We start from the raw sequence: 18,577 nt of genomic DNA, 5'->3' as shown, positions 1-18,577 counted from the left end.
CACCCGATACGACAAACTCGCCGTCCGCTTCCAAGCCGTCCTGACCATCACCATCATCACCGAGTGGCTCTGACCGGCTTATGAAACACGCCTTAGGCTGACGCCATGTCGGGGGAGCGTGAAGTGATTGACCTAGACGAGCACGATCACCAGCTGGCGCGGTCGGGCGACGCCACCACCGACCGCCTCATGGCCAGGCGGAAGGTGAATGTACGGCTCGTCGCTGCCTTCGTGGTCGGCGTTGTGCTCGGTGGTGTCGGTGTCAGCGAGCTGCGGGACTCGCGGGAGGATCGGGAGCGGAACACTTCGGTCTCCCTCGTGGCTTTCCCTGCACCTACCAGCAACGGGGGTTCGGACGGCGCGGGTGTCCTTCGGATGGACGGGCAACTGACAGTGGTCAACGCTGGCCCTGCGCCGATCACGGTTCGTGCGGCTACCGGTCAACGCCCGGGCTTCCGGGTCAATGGCTTCGGCCAGTCTCGGCTGCTACGCCCCGGCGGTGCCGGCTGGATCGATGTCAAGCTGAACATCGAGTGCTCGGTCCCGTTCTCAATCGAGCCGTTGCCGATACGGTTCTCGGTCGAGACCCCCGATCGACAGGTCAGAGAGGTCACCTACCCCGTCGCCCTAGTGGGAAGCCCCTGGCACTACTCATGCAACGACTGATCGGCAAAACGTGGCGGCTAGCTCTGAAGCGGATCTCCTCGTCGGGCAGTCGCCAGACCGTCCAGCCTCCCCGGACGGGGACAAGGTGGAGCGCCCTACCGGACGAACGACCTTGGCCCCGTCCGGGGAGGCTGGTAGCCCTTGTGGTGCCCGGCGAGGTGATCTGCGGCGGCATCTCTGAGGAGGGTCGGGGTTCGGGGCGGAGCCCTGAGGCTTTTAAGGTCTTGTCGTCCGTCAGCGTGGCCGGCCGGCCCGGCCGATGCCGGCCGGAGGTCGCCAGCAGGCCGGGGCCGGGCCGGCGCGGCCCGCTTCGCGGGCCGCCTTGATCTGATAGTGCGACCCCAACTACAGCGGATGCGTACCCATTGCCAGTGACGTCGACTGCGCAGGCGGCAGCGGCAACGGACCCGCCTACGTTCAGGGTCCGGTGCGCGTGATCGGCACCGACATCTACGAGCTCGACCGTGACGGCGACGGCATCGGCTGCGACTGACGGAACGACGCCGTGCGGCGAGGCGTCGGGAGCCAACGCGGGCAGCCTTTGAAGGCTGCCCGCGCCTCGGCTCGATCAATGGTCTTCAACCGGATCGCTGGACGCTACTTCAGCGTGTAGGTCGTCCCGAGGGAGACATCCAGCTTGTTGGTGGCGTAGTCGAGGGCCGCCTCCAGCCCTTCCTTGATGTCATCGAGTTCGACGCCCGAATACGGGTCGGCGCTCATGCTGATGTGCACCACGACGCCCTTCGTCGGGTCGTACGCGGCAACCACCCCGTAGGGCATGTACTCGCTGTTCTCCCAGCCGGCCCGACCGACGCGGTAGTCAGTGAGACCGCCGAACTGCCTGCCGTCGTGGTTCTCCAGTACGACGATGTTGCCGTCTTTTCGCTGGTCGCACTTGGCCGCGTTGCCGGCGAGGTTGGTGAACAGCGCCTGCACGGTCTTCCTGTGCTCGGCCCGGACATACGCCACCTGCACGGACGCGCCGATGGCGCCCCGGTCGTACCGCGCGTAGGCGGCTCCCTGCGTCCAGGCCGCCCAGGGCTGCGGCTGGCCCTCGACCATGCAGGGCGTACCGACGAGCGTGAGCTGCCCGCCGTTGGCCGGGCCGACCGATGGGCCCTGGGTACGCTGGAACCCGCCGTCGCCGGGAGTGGGCAGCGCCTTGTACAGGTTGCTGACGGCGGGGTCCTCCAGCTCGACGCCGAGCCCGAAGGTCGTCTTGCCGCTGCGCGCCGCGAGCATCGTCGCCGCGATCTGAGTGACCGCCGGGGCGTTCTCGATCAGCGTCACCACGCGTGCGACGGTTGCCCGCAGAGCCTTTTGCAGTACCTCGTCGTAGTTGTACGCCTCATACTTGAACTTGGCGTATACCGAGGCGGCTGCCACGATCAGCTTGGTCGACATGCAGCCCGAGGCCGCGTACGTGAACTCCCAGGCCAGCTTCGCGGCGCCGATGCTGTGGAACTGCTTGGCGATGCGCTCGCTCTGGTCCATGACGCAGGCCACGGCGTCCACGAACTCCTGCGTCCTGCCGATGGCCTTGATGACCTTGTCGTTCCATTCGTACCCCGTGACCACCCGGAAGATGGCCACGCCGGTGTCCATGATGACGCCGGTCAGGTCGAGCGCCCCGGTGATCCGGGCGTCCTTGGGAAGGTCGAGCGCATTCACGTCGAGCACCAGTTCGCCGCCGCCCGGCAACACCGCCAAGCCGCGCTCCTGGCCCACCTGCACCATGAGCTGCGTGACAGGATTGGCCGCCTGCGGCGTGACGCTGTACGGCTTCACGCCCCTGGGAAGCCGCAGCATCACCGGAAACCCGCGCAGGTTGCTGATGTGCAGGCGGTAGGTGTGCCGCTCCTTGTCCTCCATGACGAACTTGGGACACAGGATCGCCTCGTCGACGAACTGGGACGCGTCGAGTTGGAGCGTCAGGGCGGGGTGGCGGCACTCGGTGATCGGCGGATTGACCGCGAACTTGCCCACCGAGCCCAGGATCCACCAGCCGCCACTGCTCAGCGTGTTGCGTACGCCAGCCAGGAAGTCGGCCACCGCCTGCTCGGCATCCCATGTGCTCAGGCCCCACAGCGAGAACTCGTTGGTGGTGACCTTGACCAGCCGCTGCTTGAGGTCGACATGCTGCGGAGGCATCGCGCCCCACGACGTGCCGTCGTGCCGCATGACGCGCAGGTTCGGCACCTGCTGGTCGTCCACCCCCTCCGGAATCGGCAGGGTGATCGTCACGTGGTCCTTGAGCTTTCCGGTGACCTTGGTGACGGCACCGACCCGCATGAACCCTGGCGGCATCTCAGGCGGGCCCGCCGCCTCCTCCACCTTCAACTCACCGTCCAGAGCCCGCTTGGCGCCCCCGACGACTACGCCCGTCCTGGTGTTTGATTCCGAAAAGTCTCCGCCCGAGGTGCAGGCTGCTCCAAGTGCGACAACTACGCAGGCGACCACAGTCGCAGCGACGGTGCGGCGTGCTCTCACAGTCACCCTTCCGTGTCCGAAGCAAGGCGGATGATCCTGTGCCGGTGTTGTCAGGGCAGGTGCGGCCGACAGCGGTAGGGCCGGAGGACGCGGGGCAAGAATAGCGATGGATGGCCGATCGAAAGCTCGGGCGTCATGGATCGGACAACGCCGCCAGCGCGACGAGGAAGCACTCGCGATCACCGGACAGCCCACGGCCTGGGTCGTCCCGGCAGGCACCGCCGGCTGACGCGGTAGCAGCCGCTTCCTACTCGCCGTCGGCCTTGTCGCTCGCCGGGCCGGCGTAGCCCATCGCCAGAAGATGGCCTTCAAGAACGGTGTAGAGGGCGTTGCCCTCGTTCACGTACAAGCGCCGCTCGCCCCCACCGGCTTTGGCAGCCACGTAGTGGATGCGCCCGGTTTCGCCACGCTGCCGCCAGGCCCGCAGGATGACGCGATCGCTGATGTGAGGCATGGGACTTCCTCTCGTCGAACCTTCAACTGCCCGTGGGTAGGACCTGGTCGTCGTCGATGTGGTTGGGAAGGGTGAGCGGCGACGACCTCCGTCACGCTGAAAACCCGGATAGGGCCCGATCCCGCCTGCTGCTCCGCGCACCACTGCCTGATCTTCTTCTCGTGGCGACCGGTGGTCGGCGCCGCGAACCGGCCGGCATAGAGGCGAAGCTCGACCTGATCCACCTGGTAGCCGAACCGCTGCGCTGCGCCATCGACGACAGCGTCTCGCACGGCTTCGTTGTTGAGTAGCGCGTAGAGCTTGTTCGCGCGGACGTTTCCGCTCTCACCCGTGACATGCTCGGCGACCACGCCTCGTGATCCGAAGGCAGACTTGACGGTGGCCAGGACCAGACTATTGCCGCGAGCGGCGACCAGGTCCACCTCAAATCCGTGCGTCTGCACCTCGGCGTACGCCGACTTGGCGGTCTGCTGCGTCACGGGGAACTTCACCGCCTCCGAGACCACGAAGCCCTCGGCCTCAAGGGCGATGGCGACGAAGGACTCGAACGCTTCCACGTCCGGAGACTACTGCCCACCATCCACAGTGGCACAAGGCCATCGAGTTCCAGACGACGGAAGCGTTCTCGATCCTGGCTACCCGACCACACTCCCCGGCACCTTGGCCGGGGAGGCGCTGGGGGTATGAAGCACGCTTGGCGTTGAGTCGGGTTCAGAGCTCGTCGTAGTCCAGAAGCCCGTTTTCGAGTACATGCTGACGGAAACCGCCGGAACCAAAGGGCAGATAGTACATACCTTCCAGAAGGTTGTCAGCCAACTCTTCGACCATCACCGTCGTGAGTTTCTTCGCACGAATCGCCTCGCACAGCAACGGCACAGTCGCCGTCACCCGGATGCCCTTTTCTCTCGCAATCTGACGCGGCGTGGCATCGTCTATCACCACTTCACACCTGTAGATTTGCCCCATGGCGAGAACCCCGCATTCACCCAGGTTCTTGCCATCGGCGAACAGTCGGTCGGCGTAGTGAGCGAACGCTTCGGCGAAGTCGTGACTGGTCGATCGGTGAACACGGATCCAGTCAGCTTCAAGCACCGCGCGAGCTGCCGACACATGCGCGGCAGCGCTTTCGAGTTCGCGCTCGACACTGTCGGGGATGTAGATGGGGCGCTCCCCCGCGAGAAAACGCAGAACCCCCAGCCATCCTTGAATCGCGAAGTGCCGCAACGGGCCGGTGTCGAAAACCCAGGCATTGTCGGGCACGGTCACGACACAAAGTCCCAGATTTCATCGGCCCGCCGCTCGCGAACGTGTGGCAGATCCGTCTCGTCGAAAGTGCCTTGAAGTAGCCCCAGAGCCCGCTCGCGGCTGATTCGCTCGTCGCGCACGAGCCGCAGTACCGCACGCGCAAATGGTCTCGGTACCGTTGTCCCCTCCATCTCTTCAAGAGGGACGTACAGGTTCATCTCAACGATGTCTGCCTGGGTGGTGCGATTCTTGCGCACTTGGACGACTGCCTCACTGTCGGCCAGACCAAGTTCCTTCAAGCGCGTTGCGAGGGTGGCCATGTCGACCCGGAACTCACTTGCCAGGAGGATTGCGGCTCTGCGCACTCCGGAACGGGCGACCTTCTCATGCCATTGCCGCGTGACCGCAGCCTTAGGCAGTAACAACGCGCGTGCGAAACGATCGATGCGCGACTCCATTGGGACGACATGATCGGAGTGGTCGGCCACTCGCCAGTCGACGGTGTAAGCGTCTGCAATAAGGTAGTGACCGAGCTCGTGTGCCAACGCGAGCCGCCTACGGCCGACTTTCATGTGACTGTTGACGAGACTGACACCTCCACGAGGCAACAAGACTGTCCCGGCATCAGCGGTGTCCTTGCCGATGTCGCGAGAGAACGCCAGGAGCCCGACTTTGGCAACACAGTCGGAGAGTCGGCGGATTGGCTCTTCTGCCGAAAGGGCCATCAGATCGCGCGCCTTCACGGCGAGCGCCTCAGCCTCGGCGTTGGTCGACGGCTGCGTGATGTCAGCCTGAGCGAGTACGCCGGCAGCATCGAGACCCAACTCGTCAACGCCCAGTGAGGCGACGAACTCGACCTCGCTGGCAAACTTCGCGAGCAGTGCGTCGATCTGCGAGTCTGCGGTGTCCAAACCCTGGCTGGACCGATGCGCGACAAGCGCTGGAACAGGCTCCTCGAAGAACGTGGACATTCGCACACCGATCGCAGCAGCAATGTCCGATAGTTCGAGCGCCGTCACCTTACGAACGCCCCCCTCGATCTTGTTCACGACTGTGCGCTCAAGACCAACCGCTCGCCCGAGGTCTTCTTGGCTCAGGTCTGCACGCTTGCGGGCCTCCCGGATGCGCTCGCCTAGCGTGACTGCGTCAATGTCAGCCATAGTGCGATTCTCGCACACTGCGGCTGACGTGCAAGGACGGACAAGTCGAAGGGTGAGAGCATCAGCCAGCACAGGAGAAAACTCCGCGGGAACTCGGACACAACCCAGCAAACCTCGCCGAATGCCCCGGAGGCCGTCTTCGGTCAACTCCTGGAGCAGTTCGAGCCGTCCGCACCGGGCAAGCTGGGCCGCCTCGGTGATCAGCAGAATTGCGCGGTCCACGAAACGGGCGAATCTGTCACGGGCCATGGGGTGGCTGTCGACCCGAACGAGCAGCCACCCCCGGACCCACGGCCAAGACCACGGACGGGAACCTCTCTCCGGCCCCGCCGAAGTTTGCAGGTGAGTCAGAGACTCGGCACCTAGAGGCCGAGGTAGGCGGCGATGCCGTTGGCGTGCCCTCGGGCGGTGGCGGTGATGAAGGCGGCGCGCTTGAGCAGGTTCGCGTCGGCCAGGGTGTCGATGAAGAGGTTCTCGGTCAGGACGGCGGGCATGGCGGTCTCGCGCAGCACATGGAAGTTGGCGGTCTTCAGGCCGCGGTCGGTGACCGAGCCGACGGTGCGCATGCTCGACAGGACCCGGGAGTGCACCGCGCTGTGCAGCGTGCTGGCGGTGCCCGGGTACCGGTAGCTCTCGAAACCCGTACCGCCGCCGGAGTTGATGTGGATGCTGACGAAGATCCTGGCGCCCCACGCATTGGCGTCGCTCGTACGGTACGTGAGACTGCGGGTGATGTCGGAGGTGCGGGACATCCGCACGTCGACGCTGTAATTGGCCTTCAGGATGTCACGGGTCTGGAGCGCGATGCTGAGGGTCAGGGCCTTCTCGGTCAGGCCGTTCGCGACGGCGCCGGGGTCGGTGCCGCCATGCCCGGGGTCCAGGTAGACCTTCGGCGCCGCCGCGTGCGCGGTTCCGGCCGCCGCCCAGGGAGCCACGACGAGACCAGCGGCGGCGGCCAGCAGGGTGCGGCGGCGCGCTGAGGAGTTACTGATCACGAGCACCTCTCCACGGAAAGTAGGGGTGCCGGGAAGCCGTCGTGGGCCGCCCATACCCGTACGGGCTGGCACGGCGTCACTGTAATACATGTGAATATTTGATTGAAAGGGAATGGCGGCCACCATGCGGGAGCAGTCGGCCAGCTCAACCCGTGACCTGCGGTGGCATGGACGCGACCATCGCGGGTAGTACCCGAACATGAGGGCGAGTTTCCGGCTCGGCCGGATCGCGGGCGTACCGGTCGGGGTCAACTGGAGCGTCCTGGTCATCTTCGCGCTGATCACCTGGGCGCTGTCGGCCTACCAGTTCCCCCGGGCCTACCCGGACCGGCCCGTCGCCGCGTACGTCCTGGCGGGGCTCGCCGCTGCGGTGGTCTTCTTCCTCGGCCTGCTCGCCCACGAGATCTCGCACGCGATCGTCGCCAAACGCAACGGGCTGGAGGTCGGCGGGATCACCCTCTGGCTCTTCGGCGGGGTCGCCGAGCTGCGCGGCGAGGCGCGCGACCCGGGCGCGGAACTGCGCATCGCCGGCATCGGCCCGCTGGTCAGCCTGCTGATCGGGCTCTTCTTCGGCGCGATCGCGGTGGTGCTCGCCCTGGCCGGGGTGGAGGGGCTGCTGCTCGGCTCACTGGCGTGGCTGGCCGGCATCAACGTGCTGCTGGCGGTCTTCAACGCGCTGCCGGCCGCCCCGCTGGACGGCGGCCGGCTGCTGCGCGCGGCGGTCTGGAAGGCGACCGGCGACCGGACGAAGGCGTCGGTCGTCGCCGCCCGGGCCGGCCGGGTGTTCGGCGTGCTGCTGATCGGCCTGGGGCTGTGGCAGTTCCTGGCCGGCGTCGGCTTCGGCGGGCTGTGGCTCGCCCTGATCGGCTGGTTCCTGATCGGCGCCGCCGGCATGGAGGAGCGGCAGGCCCGGATGGGCAGCGCCCTGCACGGGGTGCGGGTGGCCGACGTGATGACGCCGCAGCCGCAGACCGCGTCGGGGCAGATGACGGTGGGTGACTTCGTCGACCACTACCTCTTCGCGTACCGGCACACGGCGCTGCCGCTGACCGAGGACGACCGGCCCGTCGGCCTGGTCACCCTCGACCGGGTGCGCGGCATCCCGCCGGAGCGCCGCAGCGCCACCACGCTGGCCGAGGTGGCCTGCCGGGCCGACGAGCTGGTGCTCGCCAGGCCGGAGGAGCCGTTGAACGACCTGCTCCCCCGGCTCAGCCAGTGCGCCGACGGGCGTGCGCTGGTGGTGGCCGACGACCGGCTGGTCGGGATCGTCTCACCGAGCGACATCAGCCGGGCGGTGCAGCGCGGCAGCCTCCGGGAACAGATGGCCGGCCAGTCCGGTCGCTAGTCCCGCAGAAACCGGCAGGCCAGTGCGGGCGCGGCGCGAGCCGCCGGCCGTGGCAGGGCCGCCGGGCCGTTCACGGGGTGCGGTGGCGGTCGCCGGGCCGATCGTCGGCCGGCCCCGCGTCGAGCGCGTCGACGAAGCGGTCCCCGGCGTGGCGGGTCAGGGCCGTCGCCACCTCGGCGGGCTCCTCCCGGATCCGCGCCAGGTCCAGCAGCTCCACCGCGGCCCGGCCGTCGACGGGGTGGCGTGCGTCGGCCGGCAGGTCGGCCAGCGCGCCCGGCGCGGGCACCAGCAGCAGCCGCGGCGTCGACACCAGACCCTGCCTGGCGGGTGGCCGGGCCAGCGCCAGCGCCGCGACCTGCGCCCACGGGATCGTGCGGCGCAGCCCGGGGCGGCGGACGGTCAGGCCGTCGGCGTCGATGACGAACCGGAACGGGCGCAGCAGACCGACCAGCACACCCCCGCCCAGCAGCACGGCGCCGAGGGCGACCAGCCGGCGCAGCAGCGCGTTCTCCCCCGGCAGCGCCAGCAGCACCCCGCCACCGATCACGCAGGCCAGGGGCAGCACGAGTGCCCCCCGGTTGCGGTGCAGTTCCATGTCGTACCCCCGTTCGACACCGTGAACGTCGGGACGCATCATCCGACGGTCACCGGCGGGGGCGAGAACCGGTCGATCGGGCACGGTTACCCCGCCGTCGTCGGGGAACCCTACGCCGATGAGCAGCTATCGCGATCCCGCCCCGCTGTACGACGTGTTTTCCGCCTCGGCGGGGGCCGGCCCGACGGGCACGACTCCCAAGCCCGGCCCCCGGCCGACACCGACGCCGCCGCCCGTGCCGCGCCCGGTGCCCCACCCGGGGCCGCCGCCCCGCGCGGGCGACGCCGGGCAGCGCGCCTGACGGCTCGGTTCCGTCGACGCCGGGGCTGCCCGGTGCGCGGCTGACCGCCGTCGTGCGGCCCGCTCAGAGCTGCGGCTTCACCTCGGCCGCGACCAGCTCCAGGTGGTCCAGGTCCGCCAGGTCGAGCACCTGGAGGTAGAGCCGTTCGCTGCCGATCTCGGCGTACCGGCCGATCTTGTCGACGACCTCGGCGGGGGTGCCGGCGAGGCCGTTCTCGCGTAGTTCGTCCGGTTCCCGGCCGATCGCGGCGGCCCGCCGGGCCACCTCGGCGTCGTCCCGCCCGCAGCAGAGCACCAGGGCGTTCGACCAGCGCAGCTCGCCCGGGTCCCGGCCGGTCTCCGCGCAGGCGGCCCGGACCCGGTCGAACTGGGCGACGGAGTCCTCGACCGAGGCGAACGGCAGGTTGAACTCGTCGGCGTACCGGGCGGCCAGGCGGGGCGTGCGCTTCGGGCCCATGCCGCCGAGCAGGATCGGCGGGCGCGGGTGCTGCACCGGCTTCGGCAGCGCCGGCGAGTCGCTCACCGGGTAGTACGTCCCGGCGAAGTCGAACGTGTCGCCGGGCGGCGTCGCCCAGAGCCCGGTGACGACCGCGAGCTGCTCCTCCAGCCGGTCGAAGCGCTCCCCGAGCGACGGGAAGGGAATCCCGTACGCGGTGTGCTCCTCGGCGTACCAGCCGGTGCCGATGCCCAGCTCGACCCGACCGCCGCTCATCTGGTCGACCTGCGCGACGGTGATGGCCAGCGGGCCGGGCAGCCGGAAGGTGGCGGCCGTCATCAGCGTGCCCAGCCGGATCCGTCGGGTGTCCCGGGCCAGCCCGGCGAGGGTCGTCCAGGCGTCCGTCGGGCCGGGGTCGCCGCTCACCGCGCCCATCTTCAGGTAGTGGTCGGAGCGGAAGAAGGCACCGTAGCCGGTTTCCTCCGCGCAGCGGGCCACGGCGAGCAGGTCGTCGTACGTCGCGCCCTGCTGGGGTTCGGTGAAGATCCGCAGTTCCATGCCTCCGAGCATAGGGAGCGGGTCGGGCCGGCGCGCCGATCAGGCCCTTCCCGGCCTGCGGCGGGCGGGTGCCCCACCGGGCGAAGTGGCGGGCATCCGATAGCGGCGTTCCTGGCTCTCGGCTCGTCGCGCGGTCCAGAGTGGAGGCCGAGCGACGAGGCGAGGAGGAACCCATGGAGGACCAGCACCGGGACCGGCTGATCGGGGCGGTGGACGCGCTGTTGCCGGAGGTGTCCCGCCGGGCCGGGGAGATCGAGTCGGCCCGGGGACTTCCCGCCGACCTGCTCGACGCGCTGCGGGCGGCCGGCTGTTTCCGGATGTTCGTCCCCCGCAGCCACGGCGGGTACGAGGCGGACCTGCACACCGGGCTGCGGGTGCTGGAGTCGCTGGCCCGCGCCGACGGCTCCACCGGCTGGACGGTGATGATCGGCGCCGAGACGCCGCACCTGCTGGCGATGCTGCCCCGCGACCGGTTCGACAAGATCTACGCCGACGGGCCGGACGTGGTGGTCGGGGGCGGTTTCGCCCCGCAGGGGCGGGCCGAGCCGGCCGACGGCGGCTTCCGGGTCACCGGCCGGTGGGCGTTCGCCAGCGGCTCCCGGCACGCCGACCTGATCTTCGGCAACTGTGTGCTGACCGAGGACGGCATGCCGCTGTCCGGGCCGGCGGGAGCGCCGCCCGCCATGCGTTCCATGCTCTTCCCGGCCTCCCGGGTCACCGTGCACGACACCTGGCACGTGCTCGGCCTGCGCGGCACCGGCAGTCACGACGTCGAGGTGGCCGACGCCTTCTGCCCCGCGGAGGAGAGCTTCGACCTGTTCACCGGGGCGTCCTGCGTGCCGGGGCCGGGCTTCGTGGCACCGCTGGTCCACTTCGTCCTGCACCTCGGCGCGGTGGCGGTCGGCATCGCGCAGGGCGCGCTGGACGACATGGTGGCGCTGCTCGACGGCGGCCGGCAGCGGCTCTACGCCCGGCAGTCGCTCGCCGACTCGCCGGCCTTCCGCCTCCAGCTCGGCCGCGCCGACCTGGACGTACGGGCGGCCCGGGCGCTGCTGCGGGACCTGGCCGACGAGCTGTGGGCGGCCTGCGCCACCGACCCGGCGGCGATCCCGGCACTGCACCCACGGATCTCCGCCGCGCTGCCCTGGGTGACGGAACGGGCCGCCGCCGCCGTCGACACCTGCTACCGGGCGGCCGGTGGCGGGGCGGCCCGCGACTCGTCGCCGATCCAGCGGCGGTTCCGCGACATCCACACCTTCAGCCAGCACGCGGCGGCGGCCGAGGGCTGGCTCGCCAACAACGGCGCCCGGGTGCTCGGCCAGCCGGTGGAGCTGGCCTACTGACGCGGTGGGGACGGCCGGCGGCGGGCCCGCCGCCGGCCGCACCCCCTAGACGTACGGCCGGGTGGCGTACGCCGCCCGCAACGCGGCCAGCCCCGTCGACTTCGGCGACAGGGTGCCCCAGCCGGAGTTGAAGTAGTTCGTCCGTGCGATCCGGGGGCCCCGCTCGGCGTTGAGCTGGGCGATGGCGGCCGGCACGGTGGCGATCCAGGCCGCCTGGTTCGGGATCTCCGCCACCCGTACGCCCCACTCGGCGATGATCACCTGCCGGGACAGGGCGACCGGGCCGAGGTCGGCCACCGCCCAGTCCTTCGTCCGACGGAACCGGGCCAGCGCCGTGTGGGTGGGGCTGGTGGCGTAGACGTTCCAGTGGAGGTAGTCGAGCCTGGCCATCAGCGCCTCCGGATGGGTGCGCTGGTAGCAGGCCCGGTCGAAGCCGCCCACCCCCACCGAGAAGGTCGTGCCGGCGGGCAACTGGCGGGCCCTGAACCAGTTCACGATGTACGTCATCGCCTGCACCGCGCGGGCGTCCGACTGCGCCCACGGGTAGGTGACGCCGGACTCGGTGGTGCCGAACTCGTGGTCGGTGTCCAGCTCGGAGGCGAGCTGGATGTTCACCCCGAAGCCCATCGTCCGGTACTGGGACAGGGCGCGGGCGAACAGCCCGTCGCAGTGCCCGGCCAGGATCTGGCTGTAGCCGTACGCCCGGGGCCAGGTCGTCCCCGGGCGCTGCTGGATGGTCATCGCGGGCGCCGGGACGGTGTAGGTGACGCCGTCCACGGTGAAGGTCTGCGGCCCGTCGGGTGCGCCGTAGTGCTTCAGCTCCAGCACCATGTTCATCTGCACCCCGGCCCTACCGAGCGTGATCAGCCACGGCCGCTGGTAGCCGGGGAAGATGTAGCCGTCGGCGAAGCTGCGGTACTGGGTCAGCGAGCGGAAGTTCCCGCCCGCCATGTCGGCCGTCGGGTCGGCTCCGCCGGAGAGATAGTAGCCGCCCAGCACGGGCGGCGCGATCGTGTAGTCGGCGCTGGCGGTGGCGGTACGCCCGCCGTTGTCGCGCACCGTGACGGTGACCCGGGGCATCACGCCACCGCCCGGTAGACGGCGACCGACCCGTTGTCGGACGCCCTGCTCCAGGTGCGGCCCGAGTCGTCGGTGACGGTGAGGGTGAGGGGGTCGATGACGGCGGTGACGCTGACCGGGGCACTGCTGTTGCCCTGCGCGTCGGTGACCACGATCGTGACGGTCACCGGCTGGGTGTCGGCGTCGCCGTAGGTGACCGTCAGGATCATCTGGTCGCCGGGTGAGTAGGTGGAGGCGTTCAGGGAGGCGGTCGCGGTGGGAGCGGCCATTGCCGGCTCCTCTCGTGCTCGGTCACCGGACCGGCCGGCTCGTGACCGCTGCCGGATCCGGCTGGAGAATGAGGTCGGGCGACGACCGGGCCGCCGGGCGCGCGACGGCGTGGCCCGGGACCGGTCCTGGGTGCGGCTCGCCGGCCGCGCTCGTCTCGGGGCGACGCGCGGCTCCGGGCACTGCCGGGATGGGGACCTCGCTGTCGGTGGCGGTGAGGCGGCACCGGCCCGGGCACCCGGGACGGCGGCTGCCGGAGCGCGGCCCCGCGGGTGCGTGGACGGGCCGGCGCTGCGCTACGCCGGTGCCGTCGCGGGGCCGGGCTCGGTGATGGCGGTGTCGGCGGGGACGCTGCTGTCCCCGCCGGGCCCGAGGGATGGGATGTGGCCCGCCATCCTCACGCCTCTCACCTGCTACAACTGTGCGACGGGGAGGCGTCCGGCGTCCTGTCCGTCATCGGACGGCCGAGGCGTCGGGCAGGTGACTGCGTGCCGGCCGGAGTTGTGCCGAACCCGCCCTGGCGACGACCTCCTCCGGGCTCAGCGGCGCCTTCGGGTGGTGGGTCAGGCACATCGGGGTGTCCACCTTGACGAAGGCGAAGCCGTCCCCGGCCACGTAGAACTGGCCGCTGTGCATCAGGCCGATGTCGGGCAGCCGGCCGCCCTTGGCCTCCGCCAACTGACGGGCCGCGTCGATCTGCGCGGGCGCGTTGAGCAGCCCGAAGAACTGCGTGGTGGCGTTGCCGGAGATCTGGTTGTGCAGGCCCTTCGGCGCCTGGGTGGCGAAGACCAGCCCGAGCCCGTACTTGCGGGCCTGCGAGGCGAGGGCGATCGAGCTGGCCGTGCAGGCCGTCTGCCCGGTCGACGGCGCGAGGGTCTGCGCCTCGTCCATCACGAAGAGCCCGCCCAGCGGTCGGTCGCCCGCCGGATGCCGCTTGATCCAGGCGAACAGGGCCATCTGCAACTGGTTGACGAAGCCCTGTCGTTCCTGGTCGGAGGTGAGCCCGACGAAGCTGATCACGGAGATGCGGGCCCGACGCCCCGGTGCGGGGGTGAGCAGCAGTCCCGGATCGGCCGGGGCTCCGCCGCCACCGAACAACGGGTCGGTGACCATGGCGGCCTTCAGGGTCTCGGCCAGATCCTGGGCCAGCTTGTCCGCCCGGGTCAGCCGGCTCACCCCGTCGGGCAGCTCGGCGAGGAACTCGGTGAAGCCGGGCAGGCCCACCATTCCGCTCCTCGCGTACGCCTGGAGGGCCTCGGTCAGCACGGCCTTGCCCTGCTGGGCCAGCTTCGTCGGCCGGTCCACCCCGGCGCGCGGGGCGAGCGCCTCCACGGCCGAGCGGATCGCCTGGTCGAACTCGTCCGGCGAGTCACGCACGGGGGTGAAGTCCGGCAGCGGCTGGAAGCTCAGCGGCCGGCCGGCGTTGACCCGGGGCGTCCAGACCACCACCTCGGTGTTCTCGAGATGGTCGCGGGCCCGCGCGGCGTCGCCGGGAGCCCATCCGGCCGGCGGTTCCGGCCAGGCATCGCCCAACCGGGCGAGGTCGTTGTTGGGGTCGAGCACGATCGCGGAGACGCCCTGCCGCGCGCACTCCTCGACGAGCCGCCGGATCAGCACGGTCTTACCGGAACCGGAACCGGCGAAGATCACCGTGTGCCGGCGCAGCGACTCCAGGTCCACCGCGAACGGCCGCCCGCCGTCGGTCGTCCGACCCAACGGGATCGAGGCCGCGCCGGCCGACCGGCCCGACGGGATCAAGGCCACGCCGGCCGAGGCCCGCCCGCTGTCGGCCCACACGTCGTCCTCGCCGTCGGCCGTCGCCCGCCCGGTGTCGGCCCGTGCGTCGTCCTCGCCGCCGGCCGCGACAACCGGCCCGGCACCCGGGACAACCGGTCCGGCATCCGCGCGGGTCGCTCCGGCGGAGCCGCCCAGGACCGTGCTGAACAGCTGCGTGGAGCTGGCCGGTTGGCGCGCGAGCAGCCACTCCTGAAGGACCGAGGGCGCCTCGCCGCCCAACTCCCGAAGCGCGGCGAACACCCGCAGGTCCGCCTCCGCGACGCCGCAGCGGACGCCGCCCGCCGCGTCGAACGCCGCCAGCACCTCCGTCGTACGCTTCCCGGTCGGCCACGGGCCGTTGCGCAGCAGCACCAGCCGCCGCTGCGGCAGCTCGCGGTCGAGGCCCGCCATCGTGCAGGCCGCCTTGACCCGGGCGGTAGCCGCGATCGCGTTCGGGTGGGCGATGGCGCGGAAACACCAGTGCGCCTCGTTCTCGGTGGCCTCGTCCAGCACCTCGATCAGCCGCCCGTGCAGCGCCGGTTTACGCCCCGGCGGCGGATCGTACTTGTAGCTGGCACCGGTCGGGGCATGCTCGGCGATCCAGGCCGCCAGGCCGGCCGCGAGCAGCGCCGGCATGTGCGCGTCCTCGGTGCGCGCGTCGAGCGCCGCCGCCACGTCCGCCGCAGCGACCAGCTCGGCGAACCGGTCGTCGAGCTGCCGCAGGCGCACGTCGTCGCCGGCCTCCGGGGCACCCGGTGGAGAGCCGACGCGGGCGGCACCCGCCGGCCCGGACGGGCCGACGACGTGGTCGGCACCCTCGATGAGCCGGTCCAGCTCGGTCACCTCGTCCCGGTCCCGACACCAGGCGACGTGCCGGTCCACCCGACGCAGCAGCGCCCGGGGCGTCAACGCCGGGGCGTCGGCGAACGCCTCCGGGCTGATCGGCCAGGTCGCGTACGGCGGCGCGAAGCGAGGCCCGGCGAAGGCGGCGGCGAACCGCTTCGCCACGATGGCCCGACCGATCTCGGGGGTGGGAATCCGGTCGGGGAGGGTCGCCTGCCGGAACCGGTCACCGACCGGGGTGGGCGCGCTCCTGGTCAACAGCTCCCAGGTGTCCGGCAGGCACGACACCACGACCAGCGTCCGGCGGGTGACGTCACGCAGCTTCAGCAGCCCGTCGGCGATGGGCCCGACGACCTTCGCCTGGCCGTCTTCCAGCCCGGCGTACTGGTCGAACATGGCGGTGCTGGTCTGGGCGAAGAGCGTGTCGAGCTGGTCGACGGCTATCACGGTGGGGTCGAGCGTCAGCGCCATCAGCCGGGACACGTCCTGGACGACCTGCTGCGGGGTGCGGATCGCCGGGGTGAGCCCCCAGGCGGTACGACCGAGCGGGTCACCCGGCTCGGAGATCAGGTGGGCGTAGCCGACGTCCTGTGCCTCGAAGTCCAGCGCACCGTGCAGGACCAGCGCCCGCGCGGTGTCCTGGCAGTCCCGGCCGATCTCGCGATGGCGCGTCCGCAGGGCCCGTACGAAGGTGTCCAGGTCCTCCCGGGTGACCGGCTTCGTGCCGGCGATCGCGTCGCGCACCTCGGCCGGGATGCCGAGTTGGGCGGTGAGCCGGCGCAGGAACGTGCGCAGCTGGGTGCCCCAGCCGATCGCGTCGCGGCCCATGCCCTCGACCAGGGCCAGCGCGACGCTCTCCCAGAACGTCTTCCCGCTGACCATGTCGACCAGGAAGAAGTAGCCGCCCTCGCGCTGGATCCGGTCCCGCACCGCGCCCAGTAGGTGGGTCTTGCCGGCACCGGCCCGCCCCTGCATAGCCACCCCGAGCGGGACGGCGGTGTCGTCGGTGCGGGCCCTGCCGACGCCCCGGAGGATCTCCGCGACCACCTTCTCGTGCAGCTCCGGCACGTCGTGCGGGCTGGGCCGCCACACGTCGTCGGGGGTGACCGCCGGGTTGAGGCTGACCGCTTCGAGTGCGGCCCGTACGTCCTGCGCAATCATGCCGGGCCGATCGCCAGGGTGTGGTTCTCCTCGTCCCCGATGCGCACCGCCGCCGCCCGGTCCCGGGCGGTCAACGACTTGGTGTTGGCGACCGGGATGATCCGCACGCCCTCCTGGCGGACCATCGCCCGCAACGCCGCGTCGACGGACGCGCGGTCCTGCGCGCCGAGGTGCTCGCGCAGGTCGGCGAGCCCCACCCAGGATCCCGGCTTCCTGGCCAGCTCGTGATAGGCCGCCCGGATCAGGGCCTCCACCGCCCCCGGCTCGGCCACCACGGGGGCGGACGGCGTCGGGCCGCCTGCCGGAGCCGGGGTGCCCGGCGCCTGCTTGAAGAAGTCCGCGTGGCTGAGCCGCAGCCGGTCCAGGGAACGGTGCAGGTTGGACAGCAGGGTGAGCAGCGAACGGGTGGCCGAGCCGGCCTGCCTGGGCGGGGTGCCGGCGTGCAACTGGCGCACCACCCGCCATCCCTCGTCGGTCAGTTGGTGGGAGAAGGGCCGGTGCGACCGGTCGGTCTCCACCAGGCCCAGCTTGACGAGCTTGGCGTTGTCGGCACCGGTCAGGGCGAAGCCGGCCAACTCCTTCAACTCGTTGTTGGTCAGTTCGCGGGCCTCGACCATGAGCACCACGAGCGCGTTGATCTGGTTGGGCGTCAGGGTCGGGACGTCCGTCGGGCTCGTCATGGTGCCTCTTCTCGGTGGGGGCGCGCGCCGGCCGCGCGGCGGCGGGTCAGCAGTTCACGGATCATGCCGACCACGGCCTGGACGTCGGACAGCACCTGCTCGTTGGTGAACCGGAGGACGTCCAGCCCGAGTAGTTGCAGCCGCACGTCACGACGCCGGTCGTTGGCGAAAGTGATTCGGCCCCGATGTTCCGGGCCGTCCACCTCCACCGCAAGCCCTTCAGCCGGCCAGAAGAGATCCAGGCGGTAGGTCTCGCCGAGCGGGTGCCAGTCGTACGTGTGGTTCCACCGCCTGCCCCGGGCCCACTCGTGCGGCGTCAGTGCCAGCTCCAGAGCCTGCTCGGCAGCGCTGTCGCCGCGCGGCACCCCGGACAGCGGCGGAAACGTCAACATCGACGGAGACTCACGGACGGTGTCGGGAACCCGACCCGTCTGCACCGCCAACTCGGTCAGGCTCGACGGCAGCGAGAGCGGAACCGACCGGATCCTGTCGACCGTACGCAGTGGCCGCCCCGCCAGCCAGACGGTGAAGCGGCCGTGCCGCACCAGCCACTCCGCGGCGGAGACCAGCGCGCGTTCCCCGTCCGGCGTCAGCTCGTCGGAGAGGCCGACCAGCAGCACGCACCCGTCACGTTCGTACGCGGCGGTGATGACGCGGGCCAGGCCGGCGGCCCGTACCTCCGCCGGGAAACGCGGCCGGCGTGGCCGGTCCGCTCCGCGGAGCGCGCGTTCGGCGAGGTCGGCCAGGAAGGGGCCGAAGTGCGCGGAGCGTGCGGCGGCCCGCGCGGCCAGGGCCCGGACCGCGGCGTCACCGAGCGTGCCGGCACCGTCGAGCCGTTCGGCGCCGGGCAGCCAGCGGGGAAACAGGCTGACCGCCGCGCCGTCCAACTCGTCGAGTACGCCGGCGAGCAGGTCGGTGAAGCCGCCGTGGGCCGGTACGCGGCAGCGGACGACGACCGGGGCGGCGACCGGTGACGGATCGAGGCCCACCTGGAGCAACTCGGCGTCGATGCCGGGCAGGTGGCTGACCTGCCGCGCAGGCAGTGCCTCCCACCAGTGCGCGGGAGGTGCGCCGATGGCCATGGCCGAGCACGTTACCGAGGAGCCGTTGGGCCTGCCTCCCCCGTCTGTGTCTGTCGTACGACCGCATCGGGGCGGCGGCGGGGAAGGAGGCGGCCGTACAG

The 18,577-nt window shown here is 70.8% G+C and carries 16 protein-coding genes; 4 read left to right on the top strand and 12 right to left on the bottom strand.

The window, feature by feature from the left end; all coding sequences use genetic code 11:
- The first annotated feature begins 105 nt into the window (after positions 1-105).
- Positions 106-666, top strand: coding sequence for a hypothetical protein (locus tag AB0D32_RS28055; RefSeq protein ID WP_357096575.1), 561 nt, complete (start codon positions 106-108; stop codon positions 664-666).
- 597 nt (positions 667-1,263) lie between these two features.
- Here AB0D32_RS28055 and AB0D32_RS28050 read toward each other — a convergent pair.
- The 5 genes from AB0D32_RS28050 to AB0D32_RS28030 form a co-directional block, all read right to left on the bottom strand.
- Positions 1,264-3,156, bottom strand: coding sequence for a hypothetical protein (locus tag AB0D32_RS28050; protein WP_357096572.1), 1,893 nt, complete (start codon positions 3,154-3,156; stop codon positions 1,264-1,266).
- Between the two features lie 339 nt (positions 3,157-3,495).
- On the bottom strand, positions 3,496-4,167 hold the full coding sequence (locus tag AB0D32_RS28045) for a hypothetical protein (RefSeq protein WP_357096569.1): 672 nt from the start codon (positions 4,165-4,167) through the stop codon (positions 3,496-3,498).
- Between the two features lie 154 nt (positions 4,168-4,321).
- Positions 4,322-4,876, bottom strand: a complete 555-nt coding sequence (locus AB0D32_RS28040; RefSeq protein ID WP_357096566.1) for a hypothetical protein — start codon at positions 4,874-4,876, stop codon at positions 4,322-4,324.
- On the bottom strand, positions 4,873-6,015 hold the full coding sequence (locus AB0D32_RS28035; protein WP_357096563.1) for an XRE family transcriptional regulator: 1,143 nt from the start codon (positions 6,013-6,015) through the stop codon (positions 4,873-4,875). Before AB0D32_RS28035 ends, AB0D32_RS28040 begins: the two co-directional genes overlap by 4 nt.
- Positions 6,016-6,377: 362 nt before the next feature.
- Positions 6,378-7,016: an N-acetylmuramoyl-L-alanine amidase gene (locus AB0D32_RS28030; protein ID WP_357096559.1), complete on the bottom strand. Its 639-nt coding sequence runs from the start codon at positions 7,014-7,016 to the stop codon at positions 6,378-6,380.
- 193 nt (positions 7,017-7,209) lie between these two features.
- Here AB0D32_RS28030 and AB0D32_RS28025 point away from each other — a divergent pair, with 193 nt between their 5' ends.
- Positions 7,210-8,355 carry a site-2 protease family protein gene (locus tag AB0D32_RS28025; RefSeq protein WP_357096556.1) on the top strand — a complete coding sequence of 382 codons (1,146 nt, stop codon included), beginning with the start codon at positions 7,210-7,212 and terminating at the stop codon, positions 8,353-8,355.
- Positions 8,356-8,425: 70 nt separating this feature from the next.
- Here the strand turns inward: AB0D32_RS28025 and AB0D32_RS28020 are convergent, their stop codons facing one another.
- The gene (locus AB0D32_RS28020; protein ID WP_357096553.1) at positions 8,426-8,989 is read right to left on the bottom strand and encodes a PH domain-containing protein; all 564 of its coding nucleotides are present in this window, start codon (positions 8,987-8,989) and stop codon (positions 8,426-8,428) included.
- A 79-nt stretch (positions 8,990-9,068) separates the two neighbouring features.
- Here AB0D32_RS28020 and AB0D32_RS28015 point away from each other — a divergent pair, with 79 nt between their 5' ends.
- The gene (locus tag AB0D32_RS28015) at positions 9,069-9,251 is read left to right on the top strand and encodes a hypothetical protein (protein ID WP_357096550.1); all 183 of its coding nucleotides are present in this window, start codon (positions 9,069-9,071) and stop codon (positions 9,249-9,251) included.
- Positions 9,252-9,314: 63 nt separating this feature from the next.
- Here the strand turns inward: AB0D32_RS28015 and AB0D32_RS28010 are convergent, their stop codons facing one another.
- On the bottom strand, positions 9,315-10,244 hold the full coding sequence (locus AB0D32_RS28010; protein ID WP_357096547.1) for an LLM class F420-dependent oxidoreductase: 930 nt from the start codon (positions 10,242-10,244) through the stop codon (positions 9,315-9,317).
- 173 nt (positions 10,245-10,417) lie between these two features.
- On the opposite strand from AB0D32_RS28010, the gene AB0D32_RS28005 reads away from it, so the two are divergent.
- On the top strand, positions 10,418-11,587 hold the full coding sequence (locus AB0D32_RS28005) for an acyl-CoA dehydrogenase family protein (protein WP_357096544.1): 1,170 nt from the start codon (positions 10,418-10,420) through the stop codon (positions 11,585-11,587).
- Between the two features lie 45 nt (positions 11,588-11,632).
- Here the strand turns inward: AB0D32_RS28005 and AB0D32_RS28000 are convergent, their stop codons facing one another.
- The 5 genes from AB0D32_RS28000 to AB0D32_RS27980 form a co-directional block, all read right to left on the bottom strand.
- The gene (locus AB0D32_RS28000) at positions 11,633-12,667 is read right to left on the bottom strand and encodes a hypothetical protein (RefSeq protein ID WP_357096541.1); all 1,035 of its coding nucleotides are present in this window, start codon (positions 12,665-12,667) and stop codon (positions 11,633-11,635) included.
- Positions 12,667-12,936, bottom strand: coding sequence for a hypothetical protein (locus AB0D32_RS27995; RefSeq protein ID WP_357096539.1), 270 nt, complete (start codon positions 12,934-12,936; stop codon positions 12,667-12,669). Before AB0D32_RS27995 ends, AB0D32_RS28000 begins: the two co-directional genes overlap by 1 nt.
- A 451-nt stretch (positions 12,937-13,387) precedes the next feature.
- Positions 13,388-16,714 (bottom strand): DUF87 domain-containing protein, encoded by a 3,327-nt coding sequence (locus AB0D32_RS27990; protein WP_357096536.1) that lies wholly within the window; start codon positions 16,712-16,714, stop codon positions 13,388-13,390.
- Complete coding sequence (locus tag AB0D32_RS27985) at positions 16,711-17,394, bottom strand: hypothetical protein (RefSeq protein ID WP_357096533.1); 684 nt, start codon at positions 17,392-17,394, stop codon at positions 16,711-16,713. Before AB0D32_RS27985 ends, AB0D32_RS27990 begins: the two co-directional genes overlap by 4 nt.
- Positions 17,391-18,476: a DUF559 domain-containing protein gene (locus AB0D32_RS27980; protein ID WP_357096530.1), complete on the bottom strand. Its 1,086-nt coding sequence runs from the start codon at positions 18,474-18,476 to the stop codon at positions 17,391-17,393. Before AB0D32_RS27980 ends, AB0D32_RS27985 begins: the two co-directional genes overlap by 4 nt.
- Between the last annotated feature and the right edge of the window lie 101 nt (positions 18,477-18,577).

It is taken from the genome of Micromonospora sp. NPDC048170 (assembly GCF_040652795.1).
GTDB lineage: Bacteria > Actinomycetota > Actinomycetes > Mycobacteriales > Micromonosporaceae > Micromonospora.
This window is presented reverse-complemented; position numbering and strand designations above follow the sequence as displayed.